The 19,892-nt window shown below is 50.3% G+C and carries 20 protein-coding genes; 19 read left to right on the top strand and 1 reads right to left on the bottom strand.

Features of this window, described 5'->3' with window-relative positions; all coding sequences use genetic code 11:
* Nucleotides 1-12: 12 nt before the first annotated feature.
* The 11 genes from BMW43_RS16645 (at nt 13) to BMW43_RS16595 (ending at nt 13,400) form a co-directional block, all read left to right on the top strand.
* Nucleotides 13-2,322 carry an FAD-dependent oxidoreductase gene (locus BMW43_RS16645; protein WP_091750260.1) on the top strand — a complete coding sequence of 770 codons (2,310 nt, stop codon included), beginning with the start codon at nt 13-15 and terminating at the stop codon, nt 2,320-2,322.
* Nucleotides 2,323-2,510: 188 nt separating this feature from the next.
* Complete coding sequence (locus BMW43_RS16640) at nt 2,511-3,326, top strand: carbon-nitrogen hydrolase family protein (protein ID WP_091750257.1); 816 nt, start codon at nt 2,511-2,513, stop codon at nt 3,324-3,326.
* A 373-nt stretch (nt 3,327-3,699) separates the two neighbouring features.
* Complete coding sequence (locus BMW43_RS16635; RefSeq protein WP_091750253.1) at nt 3,700-4,860, top strand: ABC transporter substrate-binding protein; 1,161 nt, start codon at nt 3,700-3,702, stop codon at nt 4,858-4,860.
* A 412-nt stretch (nt 4,861-5,272) separates the two neighbouring features.
* Entirely contained in the window at nt 5,273-6,436 is a 1,164-nt protein-coding gene (locus BMW43_RS16630) for an ABC transporter substrate-binding protein (RefSeq protein WP_091750250.1), read from the top strand.
* Between the two features lie 248 nt (nt 6,437-6,684).
* Nucleotides 6,685-7,848: an ABC transporter substrate-binding protein gene (locus BMW43_RS16625; protein WP_091750248.1), complete on the top strand. Its 1,164-nt coding sequence runs from the start codon at nt 6,685-6,687 to the stop codon at nt 7,846-7,848.
* A 305-nt stretch (nt 7,849-8,153) separates the two neighbouring features.
* Nucleotides 8,154-9,050 (top strand): branched-chain amino acid ABC transporter permease, encoded by an 897-nt coding sequence (locus BMW43_RS16620; RefSeq protein WP_091750244.1) that lies wholly within the window; start codon nt 8,154-8,156, stop codon nt 9,048-9,050.
* A 9-nt stretch (nt 9,051-9,059) separates the two neighbouring features.
* Complete coding sequence (locus BMW43_RS16615; RefSeq protein WP_091750241.1) at nt 9,060-10,031, top strand: branched-chain amino acid ABC transporter permease; 972 nt, start codon at nt 9,060-9,062, stop codon at nt 10,029-10,031.
* Nucleotides 10,009-10,776 (top strand): ABC transporter ATP-binding protein, encoded by a 768-nt coding sequence (locus BMW43_RS16610; protein ID WP_091750238.1) that lies wholly within the window; start codon nt 10,009-10,011, stop codon nt 10,774-10,776. The genes BMW43_RS16615 and BMW43_RS16610 overlap by 23 nt, the downstream gene beginning before the upstream one ends.
* A complete protein-coding gene (locus BMW43_RS16605; RefSeq protein WP_091750235.1) occupies nt 10,776-11,480 on the top strand; it encodes an ABC transporter ATP-binding protein in 705 nt (234 codons plus the stop codon). Before BMW43_RS16610 ends, BMW43_RS16605 begins: the two co-directional genes overlap by 1 nt.
* Before the next feature lie 141 nt (nt 11,481-11,621).
* On the top strand, nt 11,622-12,266 hold the full coding sequence (locus BMW43_RS16600) for a CBS domain-containing protein (protein WP_091750231.1): 645 nt from the start codon (nt 11,622-11,624) through the stop codon (nt 12,264-12,266).
* A gap of 201 nt (nt 12,267-12,467) precedes the next feature.
* Nucleotides 12,468-13,400, top strand: a complete 933-nt coding sequence (locus BMW43_RS16595) for a cation diffusion facilitator family transporter (RefSeq protein ID WP_245732558.1) — start codon at nt 12,468-12,470, stop codon at nt 13,398-13,400.
* A 32-nt stretch (nt 13,401-13,432) separates the two neighbouring features.
* On the opposite strand, the gene BMW43_RS16590 is transcribed toward BMW43_RS16595, so the two are convergent.
* Nucleotides 13,433-13,915 (bottom strand): hypothetical protein, encoded by a 483-nt coding sequence (locus tag BMW43_RS16590; protein ID WP_091750223.1) that lies wholly within the window; start codon nt 13,913-13,915, stop codon nt 13,433-13,435.
* A gap of 136 nt (nt 13,916-14,051) precedes the next feature.
* On the opposite strand from BMW43_RS16590, the gene BMW43_RS16585 reads away from it, so the two are divergent.
* From BMW43_RS16585 to BMW43_RS16550, 8 genes are all read left to right on the top strand, one after another.
* On the top strand, nt 14,052-14,873 hold the full coding sequence (locus tag BMW43_RS16585; RefSeq protein WP_091750220.1) for a mechanosensitive ion channel family protein: 822 nt from the start codon (nt 14,052-14,054) through the stop codon (nt 14,871-14,873).
* Between the two features lie 12 nt (nt 14,874-14,885).
* Nucleotides 14,886-15,095, top strand: coding sequence for a DUF951 domain-containing protein (locus BMW43_RS16580; protein WP_091750217.1), 210 nt, complete (start codon nt 14,886-14,888; stop codon nt 15,093-15,095).
* A gap of 405 nt (nt 15,096-15,500) precedes the next feature.
* Entirely contained in the window at nt 15,501-16,607 is a 1,107-nt protein-coding gene (gene ychF, locus BMW43_RS16575) for a redox-regulated ATPase YchF (RefSeq protein ID WP_091750214.1), read from the top strand.
* A gap of 311 nt (nt 16,608-16,918) precedes the next feature.
* Nucleotides 16,919-17,203 (top strand): 30S ribosomal protein S6, encoded by a 285-nt coding sequence (gene rpsF / locus BMW43_RS16570; RefSeq protein WP_091750211.1) that lies wholly within the window; start codon nt 16,919-16,921, stop codon nt 17,201-17,203.
* Nucleotides 17,204-17,275: 72 nt separating this feature from the next.
* A complete protein-coding gene (locus BMW43_RS16565) occupies nt 17,276-17,689 on the top strand; it encodes a single-stranded DNA-binding protein (RefSeq protein ID WP_091750208.1) in 414 nt (137 codons plus the stop codon).
* Nucleotides 17,690-17,704: 15 nt separating this feature from the next.
* On the top strand, nt 17,705-17,935 hold the full coding sequence (rpsR, locus tag BMW43_RS16560; protein WP_091750205.1) for a 30S ribosomal protein S18: 231 nt from the start codon (nt 17,705-17,707) through the stop codon (nt 17,933-17,935).
* A gap of 467 nt (nt 17,936-18,402) precedes the next feature.
* Nucleotides 18,403-19,305: an aminopeptidase gene (locus tag BMW43_RS16555; protein WP_091750202.1), complete on the top strand. Its 903-nt coding sequence runs from the start codon at nt 18,403-18,405 to the stop codon at nt 19,303-19,305.
* Between the two features lie 274 nt (nt 19,306-19,579).
* Nucleotides 19,580-19,888 (top strand): MazG-like family protein, encoded by a 309-nt coding sequence (locus BMW43_RS16550; protein WP_091750199.1) that lies wholly within the window; start codon nt 19,580-19,582, stop codon nt 19,886-19,888.
* Nucleotides 19,889-19,892 lie beyond the last annotated feature (4 nt).

Here is a 19,892-nt window from a genome sequence, read left to right as displayed (position 1 = left end):
AGGGGGAGCATTATGTTTAAAATAAGCGCAATTAATGGGAATGACCGTATGTCTACCCAGGACCTCCTACAGGCCATTAACAATGCATTGGCTAACGGAGAAACGGATTTTCAGATAGAAGCGGCCGGTCAGCACGATATTGGCGGGCCCCTATGGCACCCGGAAGGCAAGACGCTGCGGTTTTATGTGACCAATCCGGGGCAGCGGGTAGGCTCAATGTGCCTGGAAGGCACTGAGATCATCGTCGAAGGTTCTGCCTCAGCCGATGTGGGTTGGCTGAACGCCGGCGGCAAGATTGTTGTTAAAGGTGACGGCGGCGACACTACGGCGCACTGTGCGGCAGCCGGCAAGATTTATGTGGGCGGCCGGGCCGGAACCCGTTCCGGCTCGCTAATGAAGCATGACCCCCTGTATGCACCGCCGGAATTTTGGGTTTTGAAAAACTGCGGCAGCTTCTCCTTTGAATTTATGGGCGGCGGTATTGCCGTGGTTTGCGGTTATGACAGCGAAGAGTTCGCTTCGGTGCTGGGCGACCGTTCCTGCATGGGTATGGTCGGCGGTACGTTGTATTTCCGGGGTACGGCCCTGGGCATTTCCCAAAAGGATGTAAAGGTACTGCCGCTGGAAGAAGAGGACATTGCTTACCTGAGCGGTAACATGCAGGACTTCTTAGGTTCCATCGACCGGCCGGAGCTGGAAGCCGAGCTGAGCGTCTGGGATCAGTGGAGCAAAGTAGTCCCCCTGACCTATGATGAGCGGCCGAAAAAAGCCGCCAGCGACACCTATTCCTTCCGCATGGACAAATGGGTGCCAGGCGGTATTTTCAGCGATGTATATAAAGACGATTTCAAAGTAGTCGGTTTGGTGACGACGTCAACCTACCGGCAGCGGGTTCCCGCCTGGGAAAATGGCCGCTATGCCGCGCCTTGCGAGTTCAACTGTCCGGCGTCTATCCCGTCACAGCAGCGGTTTAACCTGTTGCGGGAAGGCAGGATTGAGGAGGCTTACCGGTTGGTGCTGGAGTATACTCCCTTCCCCGGCTCGGTGTGCGGCGCGGTATGTCCCAATCTGTGTATGGATGAATGTACCCGCCGGAATATTGATATTTCGGCGCAAATCGGCAGGCTGGGAACTTACTCGGTCATGACCGACTTAGATAAAACGGCGGAAGAGACCGGCAAAACCATCGGTATTATCGGCGGCGGTGCCGCCGGTTTGACGGCGGCCTGGCAGCTTAGCCGCCTGGGGCATAAAGTGACCGTTTTTGAAGCCGACTCCCATATGGGCGGTAAGATGGAACAGGTTATTCCCCGCGGCCGTCTGCCCCATGAAACGCTGACCAGAGAATTAAAACGGATTGAAGCTATGGGTGTAACCTTTATCACCGACACCAAGGTGGATAAGGCAAAATTCGCCGAGATCAGGGCAAACCATGATGCCGTAGTCGTAGCAACTGGCGGTCATATCGGCAAGGTCGTTCCCTGGCCCGGTCATGAACGGATTATCAAGGGGATTGAATTCCTGAAAACCATTAATAAGGGAAAACATTATAAAGTGGGTAAACGGGTCGTGGTTATTGGCTGCGGTAACTCCGGCATGGACGCGGCTGTCGGCGCCTATCAGATGGGAGCCGAGCAGGTCACCTGTATCGACGTACAGCGGCCGGCCGCCGACGAGAAGGAAATCGCCCATGTGGAAGAAATGGGCGGCATGCTTTTGTGGCCGGTATACACCAAGGAAATCACGGCTGAAGGGATCATCACCCAGGCCGGCGAACTGATCAAGGCTGATACGGTCATCATCAATATCGGCGATGCGCCTGAGCTGGATTTTCTGCCGGAAGGCATCGCCATTGAGCGAGGATGCCTGAAAGTAGGTCCTGACTACAAAATCGCCGAAGGCATATTTACTGCCGGTGATACCGTGAAGCCCGGCCGTCTGGTCGATGCCATCGGCGCGGCGAACCAGGCTGTACAGGCAGTACATGCCTATTTGACGCAAGCTGAATTCAAGCCGCTGCAGAAAAAGGAAAAAGTGCCTGCCGCTAAATTGAGCACGGCTTACTTTGAAAAATGCCATTCCTGCGATTTGCCGGAAGCCAACGAGGACCATAACCGTTGTATTAGCTGCGGTACCTGCCGTGACTGTCATATGTGCGAAAAATCCTGTCCCGAGCGGGCCATCAAACGGGTGGCGCTTTCCGACGGTGGTTTCGAATATGTTTCCGATTCGAAAAAGTGCATCGGCTGTGGTATTTGCGCCGGTATCTGCCCCTGCGGTATTTGGAGCATGTACGAAAATAACGAACCGATTATTCTTTAATAGTGTGACTAGGGAACCGCTGATTTAATGAGTCGGCCAGGCAAGAAAAAGATCCGCCAGGATGGGCGGTGTGAATAAATCAGTGGTTCTTTAAACCGGACTCAGCTTGCTGAGTCCGGTTTTTTTCGTTAAAAAAGGTTTACAAGGCATGTAAAATAAAGGAAGATAGAGAAAAGGGAGGGAAAGTCATGCCTACCGTTAACCTGGGCATCTGCCAGATGCCGGTTGTGGAAGAAAAGAAGGAAAACCTGAAAACAGCGGCAGCCTATGTGGCGGCAGCCGCTGTCCGGGGCTGCCGGATTGTGATACTGCCGGAAATGTTTAACTGCCCTTATCAGACCGAACTGTTCGCCGCCTACGCCGAAAGCTATCCCCATGGTGAAACGCTTCAATTGTTGGGAGCTCTGGCGGCCCGGCACCGTGTTGTGCTGGTGGGCGGCTCGATTCCCGAACGGGACAGCGCGGGAAGGATTTATAACACCTGTTTTGTTTTTGACCGGAATGGCAGTTTACTGGGCAAGCACCGGAAAGTCCATTTGTTTGACATAGCGATTGCTCAGGGGACGCAATTTCAGGAGTCGGCGGTTATCACCGCCGGCAATGCCGGGACAGTCCTGACGGTTGACGGACTGCGCCTGGGGGTGGCTATTTGCTATGATTTACGGTTCCCGGAGTTGGCCCGTGCGATGGTACTGCAGGGAGCGGATATTCTGATATATCCTGCCGCCTTTAGTCCGGTTACCGGACCGGTTCACTGGGAACTGCTGCTCCGGGCACGGGCCGTGGACAATCAAGTGTTTACGGTAGGAGTGTCGCCAGCGGCCACACCGGGTGCCGCCTATCAGCCTTACGGCCACTCCCTGGTGGTGGACCCTTGGGGCGAACCGCTTGGTCAATGCGGCAGCCAGGAAGAGCTGCTTTGTGTTGCGGTTGATTTGACCAGGCTGCAGAAGGTTCGGCAAGAGCTGCCGCTTTTGCAGCACCGGCGGCCCGATTTGTATTAAGTTGCTTTCAATGGCAGTACAGACAATCAAAAAGGCCAGACCACTAGATGAATGTATTTTAAGAAAGGACAAATGTGTATAAATAAAACAAAAAATTGATTGACAGCCGCCTGATGGGGCGAATATAATAATTTTCATAAACAAAGGTTTGTTTAGAGAGTACTCGTTCTGAAAAAAGGCGGTAAATGTGTAAACATTGCTGTCGTCTGCTACATAGTGGAATGCATCGCAGCCGGTTGTTGTGTGCCGGAGGGGAGTGGCGGCAGCTCCATTACTGATATGTGAGTCCTGGTTCGGAGCGGTCCGGGACGGCAGTGAAAGCAGCGGAATGAGTTAGGCAGCGGGTTAGCCAATTTTAGGGGGAGATGAAAAGATGAGAAAAAAATGGATGGGGTTGCTGTTGAGTGCCGTCATGGTAACAGGTTTGGTAGCCGGCTGCGGTTCCTCAACGGGTTCCGATTCAAAGGAAATTAAAATCGGGGCCAATTTTGAGTTAACCGGCGGTGTTGCTAACTTCGGCAAACAGACGGTCAATGGTATTATGCTTGCTTTTAAAGAAGTTAATGAAGCCGGCGGTGTTAACGGTAAGAAATTAGTGCTGGTTCAGGCCGATAATAAATCGGAGCCTTCCGAAGCGGCCAATGCGGTAACCAAGCTGATCACCCAGGACAAAGTATCGGCCGTATTAGGTCCGGTAACCAGTTCTGACGTACTGGCCACGCTGCAAATCGGCCAGGATAACAAAGTGCCGATTATTACCCCGACCGGAACCAATCCTAACATTACGGTAGATAACGGCCAAGTTAGACCCTATGCTTTCCGCGGCTGCTTCATTGATCCTTTCCAGGGCCAGGTTATGGCAAACTTTGCGGCTAAAACACTGAAAGCCAAAACAGCGGTCATCTATATTGACAGCAGCTCCGACTATTCCAAGGGTTTGTCCGAATCTTTTGAAGCCGCTTTCACGAAAAACGGCGGACAGATTATCGGCAAGGAAGCTTTCTTGCAAAAGGACCAGGACTTTAAAGCTACTTTGACTAAAATTAAAGGGATGAATCCTGATGTTGTGTTCATTCCGGCCTATTATGAAGAGGTTGGCAAGATTAACAAACAGGCTCGTGAATTAGGTATTACTGTGCCGCTGCTCGGCACCGACGGTTGGGATGATTCCAAACTGGTGGAAATTGCCGGTGCAGCCGCTTTAAATAACGGTTTCTTCAGCAATCACTATTCACCGGAAGACAAAGATCCCCGTGTTGTGAAATTTGTGGAAGCCTATAAGAAAGAGTACAACGAAGCTCCCAGCGCTTTAGCAGCACTTGGCTATGACACGGCGCTCATGTTGATCGACGCGATCAAACGGGCCGGCAGTGATGATCCGGGCAAAATCAGAGACGCTCTGGAAAAGACCAAAGACCTGCAGGTTGTAACCGGTGTGTTGACGTTGGATGAAAACCATAATCCGGTTAAGAGCGCCGTAGTTATCGAAATGAAAGACGGCAAACAGGTATTTAGAGAAAAGGTAAATCCGTAAGTACTGATATATTAGGCAGCTCCGCTGGGTAAGATCAACCGGCGGGGCTGCTTTTATTTTCTGCTTTGAAATGTTTGTCCCAGGTGTTTACTTTACAGGTATAAGTAGAAAAAAATAAAAATTACAAATACCTTTGTCTTTTTAAGAAGGACAAAAGCCGCATATCTCCAGAAATAATCTATTGACAGCGGATATGGAGGGGCCTATAATAATTCTCATAGACAAACATGTTTGTGTTGTGTACTATCAGAAAACACGATCCGGACAATGTGTAAAGAAAGTTGACAGCGCAGCGGGAGTTATCCCGGCTTAATCAACTGGGGCCGACGCCCAGCAGGGATTTTTTAGAAACCTGTGATGGGGTTTTTTTATTGTTGGCGGCAGCCGGATCAAGACAGAGGAGATGACAGTTATGAAGAAAAAGTGGTTGGGAGTTATGACATCTGCTTTAGTGCTGATGTCGTTGGTAGCAGGTTGCGGAAATAGTGCTACCTCGAATGACAAGGAAATCCGTATCGGTGGCAACTTTGAGCTGACCGGCGGTGTAGCCGACTATGGCAAGCAGTCGTTAAACGGAATCATGCTGGCGATTAAAGAAGCTAATGACGCCGGCGGTGTGCTGGGCAAAAAGATTGTGCTTGTACAGGCTGACAACAAGTCGGAAGCTTCGGAAGCAGCCAATGCAGCAACAAAACTGATTACGCAGGATAAAGTTTCAGCTATGCTAGGACCGATTACCAGTTCGAACGCAATTGCCGCGTTGCAAATTTCTCAGGACAACAAAGTCCCGTTAGTTACTCCTACAGGCACTAATACAAAAATTACCGTAGATGATAATGGACAGGTAAGACCGTATGCTTTCCGTGGCTGCTTTATCGATCCGTTCCAGGGCATCGTAATGGCTAACTTTGCTACCAAGACGCTGCATGCTAAAACGGCAGTCATTTACATCGACAGCAGCTCCGATTATTCCAAGAATCTGGCTGAATCGTTTACGGAAAGCTTTACGAAAAATGGCGGACAGATCATCGGCAAAGAAGCCTTCCTGCAAAAAGATCAGGATTTCAAGGCTACTCTGACTAAAATCAAGAGCCTCAATGCCGATATTATTTTCATTCCGGCCTACTATGAAGAAGTTGGCAAGATTGTAAAACAGGCCCGCGAATTGGGCATCAATGTACCTTTATTGGGTACCGACGGCTGGGATAACGCCAAAATAACTGAAATTGCTGGCACCGGACCGCTGAACAACACGTTCTTCAGCAATCACTATTCAGCCGAAGACAAAGATCCCCGGGTAGTTAAATTTGTGGAAGACTATAAAAAAGAATACAATGAAGCACCCAGTGCTTTCTCCGCGCTCGGCTATGACACCGCGCTCATGTTGATTGACGCAATCAAACGGGCCGGCAGCGATGATCCGGAAAAAATCAGAGAAGCCCTGGAAAAGACCAAAGATTTGCAGGTCGTTACCGGCATACTGACCTTGGATGCTAACCATAATCCGATCAAGAGTGCCGTTGTAGTGGAAATGAAAGACGGCAAGCAAGTGTTTAAAGAAAAAGTTAATCCCTAATTCATCACAGTAAAAAAAGACGGATTCCCGCATTGTTTTCCAGAAAAAAACACAATGTCTACCACACAAGGACTTTTGCTTTAAAGTCCTTGTGTGAAGTATTGACAGCCACCAAGCGCAACCATATAATATACACTGTAAATGATACGAAATCGTGTTATATTCATCCTGGAAAGATACGAAACGGATGGACGGCAGTATCATAGGGATGGATACGGATCTATCAGTAATAAAATAGGGGGAGAAATATGGTTGCGAAAAAGATGGTAAAAGCATTGTTCGGACTTGCCATGTCTGCCGTTTTACTGGCGGGTTGTGGCGGACAGCAAAGCGCAGACGTCATTAAGCTCGGTGCCAATTTGGAAATGACCGGCGGAAATGCTACCTTTGGCGGATCGGCAAGCAATGGCGCCAAACTGGCTATCAAGCAGGTGAATGAAAAGGGCGGCGTGCTGGGCAAAAAACTGGATTTAGTGGTGGCCGATAACAAGAGTGAGGCCGCGGAAGCCGCTAATGCCATGCAAAAACTGATTACTCAGGATAAGGTAGTGGCGGTAATCGCTCCTATCGCATCCTCCAGCGTGATTGCCGGCGCTCAGGTAAACACCGACAACCAGGTTTTGGCGATCAGTCCGACGGCATCCAATCCCAAGGTTACGGTTGATCCGGCCACCGGCAAGGTAAGAGACTTCCTGTTCAGAGCAGCGTTTATTGATCCTTTCCAGGGTTCGGTTATGGCCAATTTTGCCACCAAATCGCTGAAAGGCAAAACAGCGGCTCTGTACATCGACAACTCCAGTGACTATGCCAAAGGGCTGGGCCAGTTCTTTAAGGAAACCTTTGAGAAAAACGGCGGCAAGATTGTAGCCGATGAGGCCTATTTAGCTAAAGACACCGATTTTAAGGCAACGCTTACCAAAATAAAAGCAGCCAATCCGGATGTGCTTTTCGTACCGGGATATTATCAGGAAGTGGGTATGATTATCAAGCAGGCCCGCGAACTTGGTTTAATGATGCCGGTGCTGGGCGGCGACGGCTGGGATTCGGCTAAACTGCCGGAAATTGCCGGCGCCGATGCGCTGAACAATACCTTTTTTGCCAACCATTATTCTCCTGACGACAACAGTCCGGCGATCAAAGACTTTGTTGAGGCTTATAAGAAAGAGTACGGCCAGGTACCGGACGCTTTTGCCGCCTTGTCCTACGATGCTACGATGATGGTCATCGAAGCGATCAAACGGGCTAATTCAACCGATCCGGTTGCGATTAAGGACGCACTGGCTAAGACCAGGGATTATCAGGCTGTATCCGGTCTGATTACCTTGAATGAAACCCATGATGCCGTGAAGAGTGCCGTTATCATTGAGATGAAAGACGGCAAGCAAACTTTTAAGGAGAAAATTAATCCTTAAAGACTGTCCACCGCTGAAATTCGGTGTATAATTAAGTAACTTAGCATAGAGTTGATGCGAAACAGCCGGGTGTGTGCGGTCTGAAAGAGCAGTCTAACAACAGCATAGATAGATCTGCCGCAATCGCTTTGGCAGATCTTCATGGTGGGGCGCCGCAGAAGGGCCAGTACAGACTTCGGGTTACGTGTGTCCAAAAGGGGATAAGGCATCTTAGTCTTATCCCCTTCCTGTTGCAATTGTTTGGCAAGGATTTCCGGCAGGGATCGTTGTAATGAAAAAGAAAGAGTTATGGAGGGAAAATCAACATGGAGGCATCATCCTTTTTTCAACAGTTTATCCAACAGTTGATTAATGGTGTATCCCTGGGCAGTATTTATTCCTTGATTGCCCTTGGTTATACCATGGTTTACGGCATTATCAAACTTATCAATTTTGCTCATGGCGATATTTATATGCTGGGAGCCTATCTTGGCTTTTTTGCCACCACGACACTGAAGATGCCCTTTTTGCCGGCGTTGGTGCTGGCCATGGTGGGAGCCGCTCTGGCAGGTATGATTATTGAACGGCTAGCTTACCGGCCGTTGCGGTCGGCGCCGAAGATTGCCGTATTGATTACGGCAATCGGCGTATCGCTGCTCTTAGAGTATGGCGGGATGCTGATTGTAACGCCGCAGCCGCGGACCTTCCCGAAGGTGTTTGCCGCGGAGCTTTATAATATTGGCGGCATTGTTATCAACAGCCAACAGATTGTCATTCTGGTCGTTGCCTTGCTGCTCATGGTGCTGTTGACTTATGTCGTGCAGAAGACAAAAATCGGTAAAGCCATGCGGGCTGTTTCGTTTGATACCGATGCTGCCCGTTTAATGGGCATCAATGTGGACCGGGTTATTTCCTTTACCTTCGGTATTGGCTCCGGGCTGGCCGCCGCGGCCGGCGTGCTGGTTGGTGTTTACTACAATTCCATTGATCCGCTGATGGGCATTATGCCCGGTCTGAAGGCTTTTGTGGCGGCGGTATTGGGCGGGATCGGCGTAATTCCGGGAGCCATGCTCGGCGGCATTATCATGGGTGTGGTGGAAGCCCTGGTCAGCGGCTTCATTTCCTCGACTTTCCGCGATGCCGCAGCTTTTGGCATATTAATCCTCATTTTGCTGTTCAGGCCGGCCGGCTTGCTTGGCAAAAATGTACGTGAGAAAGTGTAGGTGACCAAGATGAGAGAGGCTACGAAAAAAGATATACTGTCTTTGGGCGCCTGCCTGGTTGTATACGGTATTCTACAAGCGCTCATTATGACGAATATGATTGGTCCTTTCTGGCAGCTGAATCTGGTGCTGATCTGTATTAACATTATCTTGGTAAGCAGCTTGAATTTGATTAACGGTTTTGCCGGACAGTTTTCCATCGGCCATGCCGGCTTTATGGCGGTCGGTGCCTATCTGGGAGCGGTACTGACGGTAAAAATGCACCTTCCTTTTATTGTAGCTATTTTTGGCGGTGCTGTGGCAGCCGGTATGCTTGGCTTTTTGATCGGTCTGCCGACGCTGCGGCTAAACGGTGACTATCTGGCCATTGCTACGTTGGGACTGGGTGAGATTATCCGTATTACCATCCTGAACATTCCTTATGTGGGCGGTGCGTCCGGCTTTATGGGCATCCCCCGCTATACCACCTTCACGTGGGTCTTCTTTTTGACAGTGTTTACTATCTTTTTTATCAAGAACCTAATTAATTCTTCTCATGGACGGGCGATTATTTCCATCAGGGAAAATGAAATCGCTGCCGAGGCCATGGGTGTTGATACAACCAGGTATAAAGTACTGGCCTTTACCATCGGCGCGGCTTTCGCCGGCGTGGCCGGGACGCTGTTTTCCCACTATTTTTACATTGCCCATCCGGCGTCCTTTACCTTTATGAAGTCCTTCGATATTCTGACCATGGTGGTGTTGGGCGGTCTGGGCAGTATTACCGGTTCGATCACTTCTGCCGTCCTCTTAACCTTTGTGTCGGCTGCCTTGGCCAGCTATCCCGAATGGCGCATGGTGATTTACTCGCTAGTGCTGATTGTACTGATGATCTACCGTCCGCAAGGATTATTCGGCAATAAAGAACTTAGCCTGCAGGTATTCAAAAACTGGGGCCGGTTATTTGGAGGTGACAAGCATGACGCTGTTAAAGGCAAGTAATTTATCCAAAGTATTCGGCGGCTTGCGTGCCGTATCGAATTTTGATGTAGAAATCAATGACGGCGAATTGATTGGCTTAATCGGGCCGAACGGCGCGGGCAAGACGACGGCGTTTAACCTCTTAACCGGTGTATATGAACCGACCGATGGCGAAATTACCTTTGACGGGAAAAGTGTAGTCGGTTTGAAACCATTTCAGATCACACAACGCGGAATTGCCCGGACCTTCCAGAATATTCGTCTCTTTTCCAATCTGTCGGTGCTGGATAATGTAAAAATCGCCTATCATTTTCATGTTAAGTATGGCTTGGTCGAGTCGGTGCTCCGGTTTGGCCGCTATCACAATGAAGAGAAGGAAATTGAGGAAAAGGCCACCCGCTTTCTGGAAATCTTTAAACTGGCCGACAAGAAGGATGAAATCGCCAAAAATCTTCCTTATGGTGAACAGCGCCGTCTGGAAATTGCCCGTGCGCTGGCCGCTCAGCCCAAGCTGCTGCTGCTGGACGAACCGGCCGCCGGGATGAATCCGCAGGAAACACATCAATTGATGGAGATGATCCGTTGGATTCGCAAAGAGTTCAATTTGACCATTTTGCTGATTGAGCATGACATGAGTCTGGTCATGAATGTCTGTGAACGGATTTATGTACTGGATTACGGCAGCATTATTGCGCACGGCGTGCCGCAGGAGATCAAGAACAATCCGAAGGTTATTGAAGCTTATCTTGGGGAGGAAGTGCACTAATGCTGACAGTTGATAATATTAATGTATATTATGGTGCCATTCACGCCCTCAAGGGAATCAGCGTGGAAGTAACGGAAGGCGAGATTGTCACCCTGATCGGCGCTAATGGCGCCGGCAAAAGTACCATTTTGCGTACCATTTCCGGTTTGCTCAAGCCCAAAAGCGGCAAAATTGTGTTTGAAGGCAAGGAAATCGGTGGTATGGCAGCGCAAAACATCGTTTCGTTGGGCATTTCCCAGGTACCGGAAGGCCGCCGGGTATTTGCCAATATGAGTGTTATGGAAAATCTGGAGCTGGGTGCCTATATCCGCAGCGATAAGAAGGAAATCCAGCAGGATTTGAATAAAATTTTTGAACGTTTTCCCCGTTTGGCTGAACGCCGTTCGCAGTTGGCCGGTACGCTGAGCGGCGGCGAACAGCAGATGCTGGCCATGGGGCGTGCCCTGATGAGCCGGCCGCGGCTTTTACTTTTGGATGAGCCTTCCATGGGGCTGGCGCCGCTTCTGGTAAAAGAGATATTTTCTATTGTCCAGGAGATCAACTCTACAGGAACTACAGTGCTGCTTGTCGAACAGAATGCACATATGGCATTATCCATTGCCCACAAAGCATATGTATTGGAAACGGGCCGTATTACTTTATCGGGATCAGCCAAGGAACTGGCAGCCAGTGAGGATGTCAGAAAGGCTTATCTCGGCGGGTAATTAACGTCTCCTCTTGCGTCTTAGCCTGCCCGGAAGCCGGCAGTAGACCGGAGTCGCTGCCGGCCCTGATGCGTATGACAGCAGTACCTGGATAGTGTATGATGTTTGGAAGTAAAAACCTGTGTATGGGAGATGAGCTGTATGTTTGTATCAAATCATATGACCCCGAATCCTGTAACAATCACTTCGGGCACGAATATCGCCGATGCCGCGCATGTCATGCGGAAAAACAAGTTCCGTCGCTTGCCGGTGGTGGACGACGGAAAACTGGTAGGGATTATTACCGACCGTGATTTACGGGAAGTTTCCCCGTCTGCCGCTACTTCCTTATCGATTTATGAGATCAATTATCTGCTGGCAAAAATGAAAGTAAAAGATGTCATGAAAAAAGAGTTGATTACCGTACGGGCCGACGCTACCGTGGAAGAGGCCGCGCTTTTAATGTACAACAACAAGATCGGCGGTATTATTGTGGTAGATGAGGCCGGTGCCCCAGTCGGGATTATTACGGAAACAGACATCTTTAAATGCTTTGTTGATGTCATGGGCCTGCCGCAGGGCAAGACCAGAATTACGCTGGATATGGCCGACAAGGTGGGCGCCGTCCATGAGATTACGGCCGTATTTGCCGATTTGGGGATTAATATCGGCAGTATGATTAGCCATAGTCTAGTGGAAGGCAAGGCTGAGATGGTCATTCGGGCGGACATTCCGGATATTGCCGTGCTGTCGGCGCGGCTGCAGGAGAAAGGTTATCCTGTCCGTCATGTAGTCCAGATTGGCTGAGTTTTAACTGAGTCTGGCAAGTCTTTACACCTTTTTAGAGGTATGCTAATATTATAGAACAGGATCAAGTGGCCGGTTAACGGCGACTGGGCAGACATGACGCAGCAGGATATATTGCCTGCGGGATCTAACGATTCCGCAGGCTTTTTTAATAAGTTCACGGGCGTATCTGTCATATTATTTTTCAGGGAGGTCTATGCGGTGCAGGAGAGTCACCCGGAGGGAAATCTAAAAAAAAGGACGGCGTTGTTATCCATTCTGTCCAACTCGCTGCTAGTGGTTTTAAAACTGGCGGTAGGTTTGATTACCGGTACGGTGAGCATCATTTCCGAGGCTGCCCATTCTGCGGTGGATTTAATCGCTTCCCTGGTTGCCTATGTGGCGGTCAGAAAATCCGATCAGCCGCCGGATAAAAATCATGCCTACGGCCACGGCAAGTTCGAAAACCTGTCCGGTGCCGTGGAAGCACTGCTAATCATCGGCGCCGCTTTATGGATTGTTTATGAGGCAGTGGATAAGTTTTACTCCCATAACAAACCGGAGCATCTGGAATACGGCATTCTGCTTATGGTTATTTCTATCGCGCTTAACTATGGGGTTTCCAGCCGTCTGCTGGCCGTAGCCCATCAGACCGAATCCCAGGCGCTGGAGGCCGACGCCTTGCATTTGCGGGCCGATATCTGGACCTCGGTCGGTGTACTGATCGGTCTGGTTTTGATCAAAGTGACGGGTCTGAGCTGGCTGGACCCGCTGATTGCTCTTTCGGTGGCCGGCATTGTTTTTAAAGCCGGTTACGATATGACCAAAAAAAGTGTCCATGAGCTTACTGATATTGCGCTGCCACCGGAAGAGGAAGCGATTATCAGTGAAATTGTCAATCGCCATGTGGAGGTTATTTCTTTTCACCGGCTCCGGACGCGGCGGTCAGGCAGTTACCGGCTGATTGACATGCACCTGATTTTATACAAGGAGATGCATCTGGATAAGGCCCATGCCGTATGCGACCAATTGGAACGGGAAATCGAGGAACGGCTGGGCCTCTGTGATGTGGTCATTCATATTGAACCCTGCGATTATCATGACGGCTTTGGCAGTTGTCCTTTGCCGCCGGCAGACGAAGAAAACGGGCATTGACGGTGACGTCAATGCCCGTTTGGTTGATAAGCTTACAACGAGTCCGGAGCGCTTGGACTCTCGTCCTGTTTGTCCCGGCTGCGGCGTCCGCGCCAGGACGGAATATCGCCGGGTTTAAAGCCGGAGGGGGTACCGCGGCATTTATCCAGAGCCCGCCGCAGCACTTCAAGCTGCAGAATTTGGTCGCCCGTACGGTAAGGAGTATCGGTGACGTCCGTCCGGTTGGTTAGCAGCCGGAATAGATCAATCGGAGCGCAGGTAATGCCGAGGAAGTCACTGCTGTAGCTTATTTTGCAGCAGAGCAGTTCCAGCAGAATATCAATCAGTGTCCCGGTATGGTCGAACCGCTCTACCGAGCGAAAGAAAATGTCTTCCGGTACACCGGGGATACGGTGGATTTCTTCGGCGGAGCCCACAAGCAGACGGTAGGAACTGACCAGCGAAGAAAAATTCGGAATGATGGCATTGACATCGGCAAGAATAGTATTAACAATGGGTTGCGGTGTTGTCGCCATAGCGATCGCCCCTTCGCACGGATTTGTCATACATTATATGAGGCACTGAGTGAACGTGTTACTGACGGCTGGAAAAGAGGAATTTTTCCTGGAAAGTCTAATTATTATACAATTGATGCTTTAAGGAGGTCGCTCTGTGACAGAGTTTTTTGTAAATCCTGATTTTTTGCTGGAGACGGCGCATAAGCTGCTGCGGATTCTGGCCATTTTAGTGGGAGCGGCAGTGGTTTTGAAAATATCCCATACACTGATCGGCCGGTTTTTTATTCCACCCCAAGGTGTAAAAACCTTCTATTTGGAAGAGAAACGGGCCCGGACCTTATATGCCCTGACTGCCAACATTCTCCGCTATATCATATATTTCATCGCAGTCATTATGCTGCTCCAGGAATGCAGCATCGACACCACCTCGCTGATTGCCGGCGCCGGTGTGATCGGGTTGGCCCTTGGCGTAGGCGCCCAGAGTCTGATCAAGGATTTTATCAGCGGCTTCTTTATTATTCTGGAGGACCAGTATTCGGTTGGCGACTATATTGTCAGTGACAATATGGCCGGGACAGTGGAGGAGATCGGTTTCCGTTCCACCAAGCTGCGGGATGCCAATGGCGTGCTGCATTTTATCCCTAACGGCGCTATTACCCGGATCAGTAATTATACCCGGGGTCATATGCAGGCAGTAGTGAATATTCCTGTTGCTTACGAAGCCGACCTGAATCAGGTCGTGGCTTTGCTGGAGGAGGCTTGTGCCGCCGTTGGCGCTGCTATGCCGGAAGTGGTAAGTGGCCCCAAGGTGGTAGGTATTGTAGAATTTCGCAGCACCGATATGCTGCTGCGGCTAGTGGCCGAGACGGTGCCGCTTAAGCAGGGGGCGGTGGAAACCGCTATCCGCCATAAAGTGGCCACTTTGTTTCAGTCGGCAGGCATTGTCATGCCGCCGGCGCTGTTAATAAAAAGCTAGGGGGAAAGTAAGATGGAGCGGATACAGTATAAGATCGGCGACATTGTTAAAATGAAAAAACAGCATCCCTGCGGTTCGGACCGCTGGGAAATTACCCGGACAGGCATCGACTTCGGCATCAAATGCCTGGGCTGCGGCCGCTGGGTGATGGTTCCCCGGCCGAAATTTGAGAAAGCCGTCAAAACCATTGTGGGCCGGACCGACGAGCCGGCGGAGCATTAGTGCTTCATCCGGCAGAAAGCTGTGGCAGATCCCCGGTCTTTTTGCCATCAGCCTTCGTTGTCGTCGGTTTACATATACCCGGTATGCGCACCTCCTCCGTCTTGCCTGATGGCAAAAATCCTCGATGCCATACTACGGCTTCCCGCCGGATGAGGCACTAGTGCCTATTGAATTTCTGGCAGTGATACTCTACAATAGACAAAGATATAAGGAACCGCTAATGTATTCACACTGTGCGTCCTGACGGATCTTTTTCCGTCTGCCTGCGTCAGCCAAACCTTGAAATAGCCCAACTATTCCTGGTTTTAACCTCCTTGCCAGGCGGAAAAATCTCTCGCCAGGCCGACAGGTTCATTACATCAGCGGTTCCTAAGGCAACGAAATTTAAAGTAAGGTGGAAGATACATGAGCACAAATTTAGAAGTAGGCATCGTCGGTTTGCCCAATGTCGGCAAGAGCACCCTGTTTAATGCCATTACCAAGGCGGGCGCTGAAGCGGCCAACTATCCGTTTTGCACCATTGAACCCAATGTAGGGGTGGTGGATGTCCCGGATGAACGCTTGCAGAAGCTGGTCGATATGTATAAATCGAAACGGGTTATTCCGGCGGCTGTCCGCTTTGTCGATATTGCCGGCTTGGTCAAGGGGGCGGCGCAGGGAGAAGGGTTGGGCAATAAATTTCTGGCCCACATTCGCCAGGTTGACGCTATTGCCCAGGTGGTGCGCTGCTTTGCCGATGAGAATATTACCCATGTCGAAGGCGCTCTGGACCCGTTGCGGGATATTGAGATTATCAATACCGAGTTGTGCCTGGCCGACCTGGAAACGGTGGAGAAAAGAATGGAGCGCACCCAGAAGCTGGTGAAGAGCGGCGATAAGAAGGCCCAGACCGAGCTGACTATCCTCAAGCGAATTCAGGAAGCTTTGGGTAATGCCGAACCGGCCCGCCGGGTAGACTTGGAAGCCGATGAAGCGGCGATGATCGCTGACCTCAATCTCCTGACGCTTAAACCGGTCCTGTTTGTCGCCAATGTCAGCGAAGAAGAAGTGACCAGCCCGGAAGACAATCGGTATGTGCAGGCTGTGCTCCAATACGCGCAGCAGGAAAAAGCCGGCGTCGTCGCCGTCTCGGCCAAGGTGGAAGCGGAAATCGCCGAGTTGCCGGAAGCAGACGCCAGGGAGTTCCTGGCCGAACTGGGTTTGAACGAATCAGGTCTGGACAAGCTGATCCGGGCGTCGCATAAACTTTTGGGTTTGATGACTTTTTTGACGGCCGGCGAGCAGGAAGTCAGGGCCTGGACCATTTGCCGGGGCACTAAAGCGCCGCAGGCTGGCGGCAAGATTCATAGTGACATTGAACGCGGCTTTATCCGGGCGGAAATCGTATCCTTTGCCGATCTGATGGCGGCCGGCAGTCAGGCGGCCGCCAGAGAAAAGGGACTGGTCCGGCTGGAAGGCAAAGACTATGTAATGCAGGACGGCGATGTGACCTATTTCCGCTTTAATGTTTAGGGAACCACTGATTTATTCACACCGCACAGCCTGGCGGATCTTTTTCCATCTGGCTGCTTCAGCAAAACTTGAAATAGGAACCGCTATTCCTGCGGTCTTACTTCCTTGCCAGTTGAAAAATCTCTCGCCAGGCTGGCAGGCTCATTAAATCAGCGGTTCCCTTCTTGTGTAAATTTCTTGCAATTGGATATTTTTAATGCTATAATAATTTAGTCTAGGACATTGTCCTGGTTTGTTGGTTTGCAAATTTTATTTGTTAACCTCCCTGCTCCCCATGCGGGAGCCACTAGTCCACAGGAGGAGGTGATTTCGTGAGAAAGTACGAAGTCATATTCATTGTTAAGCCGTTGGAAGAAGAGGCAACAAACGCGGTGCTTGCCAAGTTTGAAAACCTTGTGACTGCAAATGGCGGAAACATTGAGAAGATTGATCGTTGGGGTAAAAAACGCTTGGCCTATGAAGTGAAAGACTTCACCGAGGGTTATTACTGCATCTTCTACTTCACTGGTGAACCGGCTGTTGTTGCCGAGCTTGACCGTGTGATGAAGATTACCGATGAGATCTTGAAACATATGGTTATTAAAGAAGACGAATAAACAGCAGTGCGTAAAAACGCTAAATATTACAGAGGCTGCTCATAAGCAGCAGTCTTTCGGAGGGAATAAACCATGAATAAGGTTATCTTAGTCGGTCGCTTGGCTCGTGATCCTGAGGTGCGCTACACGCAGAACGGTAAAGCGGTGGCTTCCTTTTCTATCGCGGTAAACCGCTTCGGCGGCGGACAAGGCCAAGAACAGACTGACTTTATTCCCATCGTTGCATGGGAAAAACTGGCCGAAATTTGTGGCAATAATCTTACCAAAGGACGCCGTGTGCTGGTAGAGGGACGACTCCAAATCCGCTCCTATGACGGAAACGACGGACAGAAGCGGCGGGTAGCCGAAGTCATTGCCCAGAACATTGAGTTTCTGGACAGCCGTCAGACCGGCGGCAATAGCGGTGGCGGCGGCAGCACCAATTCCTTCAATGATGCCAGCTCTTTTGGTAGTGATGTCTTCCCTGAAGAGGAAATACCATTTTAAAGGGAGGTTCATACGGTGAAACGTGAAAGAGGCAGAAAACCTAAGAAAAAAGTTTGCAGCTTCTGCGTAGATAAAGTGGAAGCCATTGACTATAAAGACGTTCCGAAGTTACGCCGTTATACGACTGAACGCGGTAAAATCCTGCCGCGCCGTATTTCGGGCAACTGCGCCAAACATCAGCGTCAATTGACTATATCCATCAAACGGGCAAGAAACATTGCTTTGTTGCCGTTTACAGCAGAATAAAAAACGAGAGAACCCGCGGGGTTCTCTTTTTTTCTTTTTACAGGTACAAGCAACAGGCACACCGATTCTTTTCGCCTGATTCATGTCTTATTTTGTAGTGCCATAAATAAAATATAAGTAGAGCTTGTTTGTAAAGTAACGAAATGATCTTAAGCGCGGGATAGTTACGTTAGACGCAGCAACATTTTGCCGGAATAGCGGCCCCTATCTCAAAAAATATTAATGAACTATGGCACAAAAATCAGCGTCAACTAGTGGTCTGTAAACTCTAAGCCTATAGAATGAATTGCGAGAGATTTTTCGTCCTGCGAGGCGGAGGAGGCGTGCATATCGGGAATATGTAAGTCGACGACAACAAAACAGGGCGGAAAAGATCTCGTAAGAACACGATAGAACCAGGGTTTACAAAGCACTGACTGTTTCGGATATTTTACAAACAAGCCCTAATAAGCTTTGGGAGGTTCTCCATGAACAGATTGCGCCAAACCCTGCTGGCATCCCTGACGGACAGCGAGTTCCCAGTAAAAAAAATTGCCTTGTGCTATCAGGGAAACAGGGAACTGGCAGAAGCTATCGCCGGTCTTTTACCCTATCCCTGCCTGCTCGTTCATAGCCCTAGCCAGCTATTAACCGGACCGGAGCTGGCTGAAGTCGGCCATGCCCTGGAACTCTATCAGCCGGCCGGACCGGGCTATGAGGGATGTCTGGCGCAGCGTGCCTTGCTGCGGGCTCAGGGCTGCCGGATTTTGACCCTCTACGATTGGAATGAAAGCTATCTGGCCGATGCGTTTTGGGGTGATGTGGAATATCCGGCGTTAGCGGCTCTGCTGGCGCAGACCAGGGCGGAAATAGAGCGGGTGGAGGAGTTTTCAATTACATCCGAGCTGGGTACCGATATCCGCTTTTCAGTCAAGGGTCGGCGTTGGCTGGCCGAGGACGGTATGTGCCGTGGTACGGCCCTGACCCAGTTGCCGGATGGAGAGATCTACACCTGCCCGGTGGAGGAAACCTTTACTGGTGTGCTGGTGGTCGACGGGACGGTAAGCCGTTCCTGGCTGCCTGACGAGCCGCAGCGCCTTGAGTTTGTACAAGGCAGACTGGTGAATTGCTCATCCGCTATGGCGGCTTACCTTGCGCCCAAGGCACCTGATATTTATCAGATCGGCGAATTTGCGCTGGGTTTTAATACCGCCTGCCGGCAGGTGGTTCGTAATATTTCGGTTGATGAAAAAGCGGCAGGGACAGTACATTTCGCCTTGGGAGACAGCTACGGGCTGGGTCAAAGCAAGTCCAGGTATCATGTGGATATGGTCATTCGCCGGCCCAAGGTCCGGACCTGGCCGGCTATACAACTGCCTTATTTTGATTAAGTAACTAATCCTCATCCAGCGGGGTTATGAAGTATGTCACCGGTCTTTTTGCCGCCAGGCTTTGTTATCGTCGCTTTACATATGTCCGATATGCGCAGCTCCTCCATCGCGCCTGACGGCAAAAACTTTCAGCGCTATGCTCTATAACCCCGTCGGACGTACTGCTTCCTTGCTTTTATCGGCTATTTTTCGCACCGGCGGCAGGAAACCGGGCCAAGCTTTCCGAATATATTTACGATCTGTCTGTTTTGCACATCATAAGGAGGGAAACGCCTTGTTTTCTCATGAAACGGAAATCCTGCGCAAAATGCGGTTTATAGAGTGGTTAAAAGCGGAAATCATCGCCAATGTGGGCTATTTATACCAGGCGATGGCCAAGAACAGTGAGCAGGCGATCAAGGAGGGGCTGGCATCCCTGATTATATTGTGCTATATCCTGGCCAGGCGGCTGGGTATTTCCTTCGGGGAACTGGATGAGATTATTATGGGAAAAATTGGGGATAATATACGGCAGGAACATGAGGCGGAACGCTTATTCGGCGATTTTACCGCCTGTCAGCGTTATCTGCAGCAGAGGAGATGAACGG

Source organism: Propionispora vibrioides (genome assembly GCF_900110485.1).
In the GTDB taxonomy this organism is placed as follows: Bacteria; Bacillota; Negativicutes; order Propionisporales; family Propionisporaceae; genus Propionispora; species Propionispora vibrioides.
This window is presented reverse-complemented; position numbering and strand designations above follow the sequence as displayed.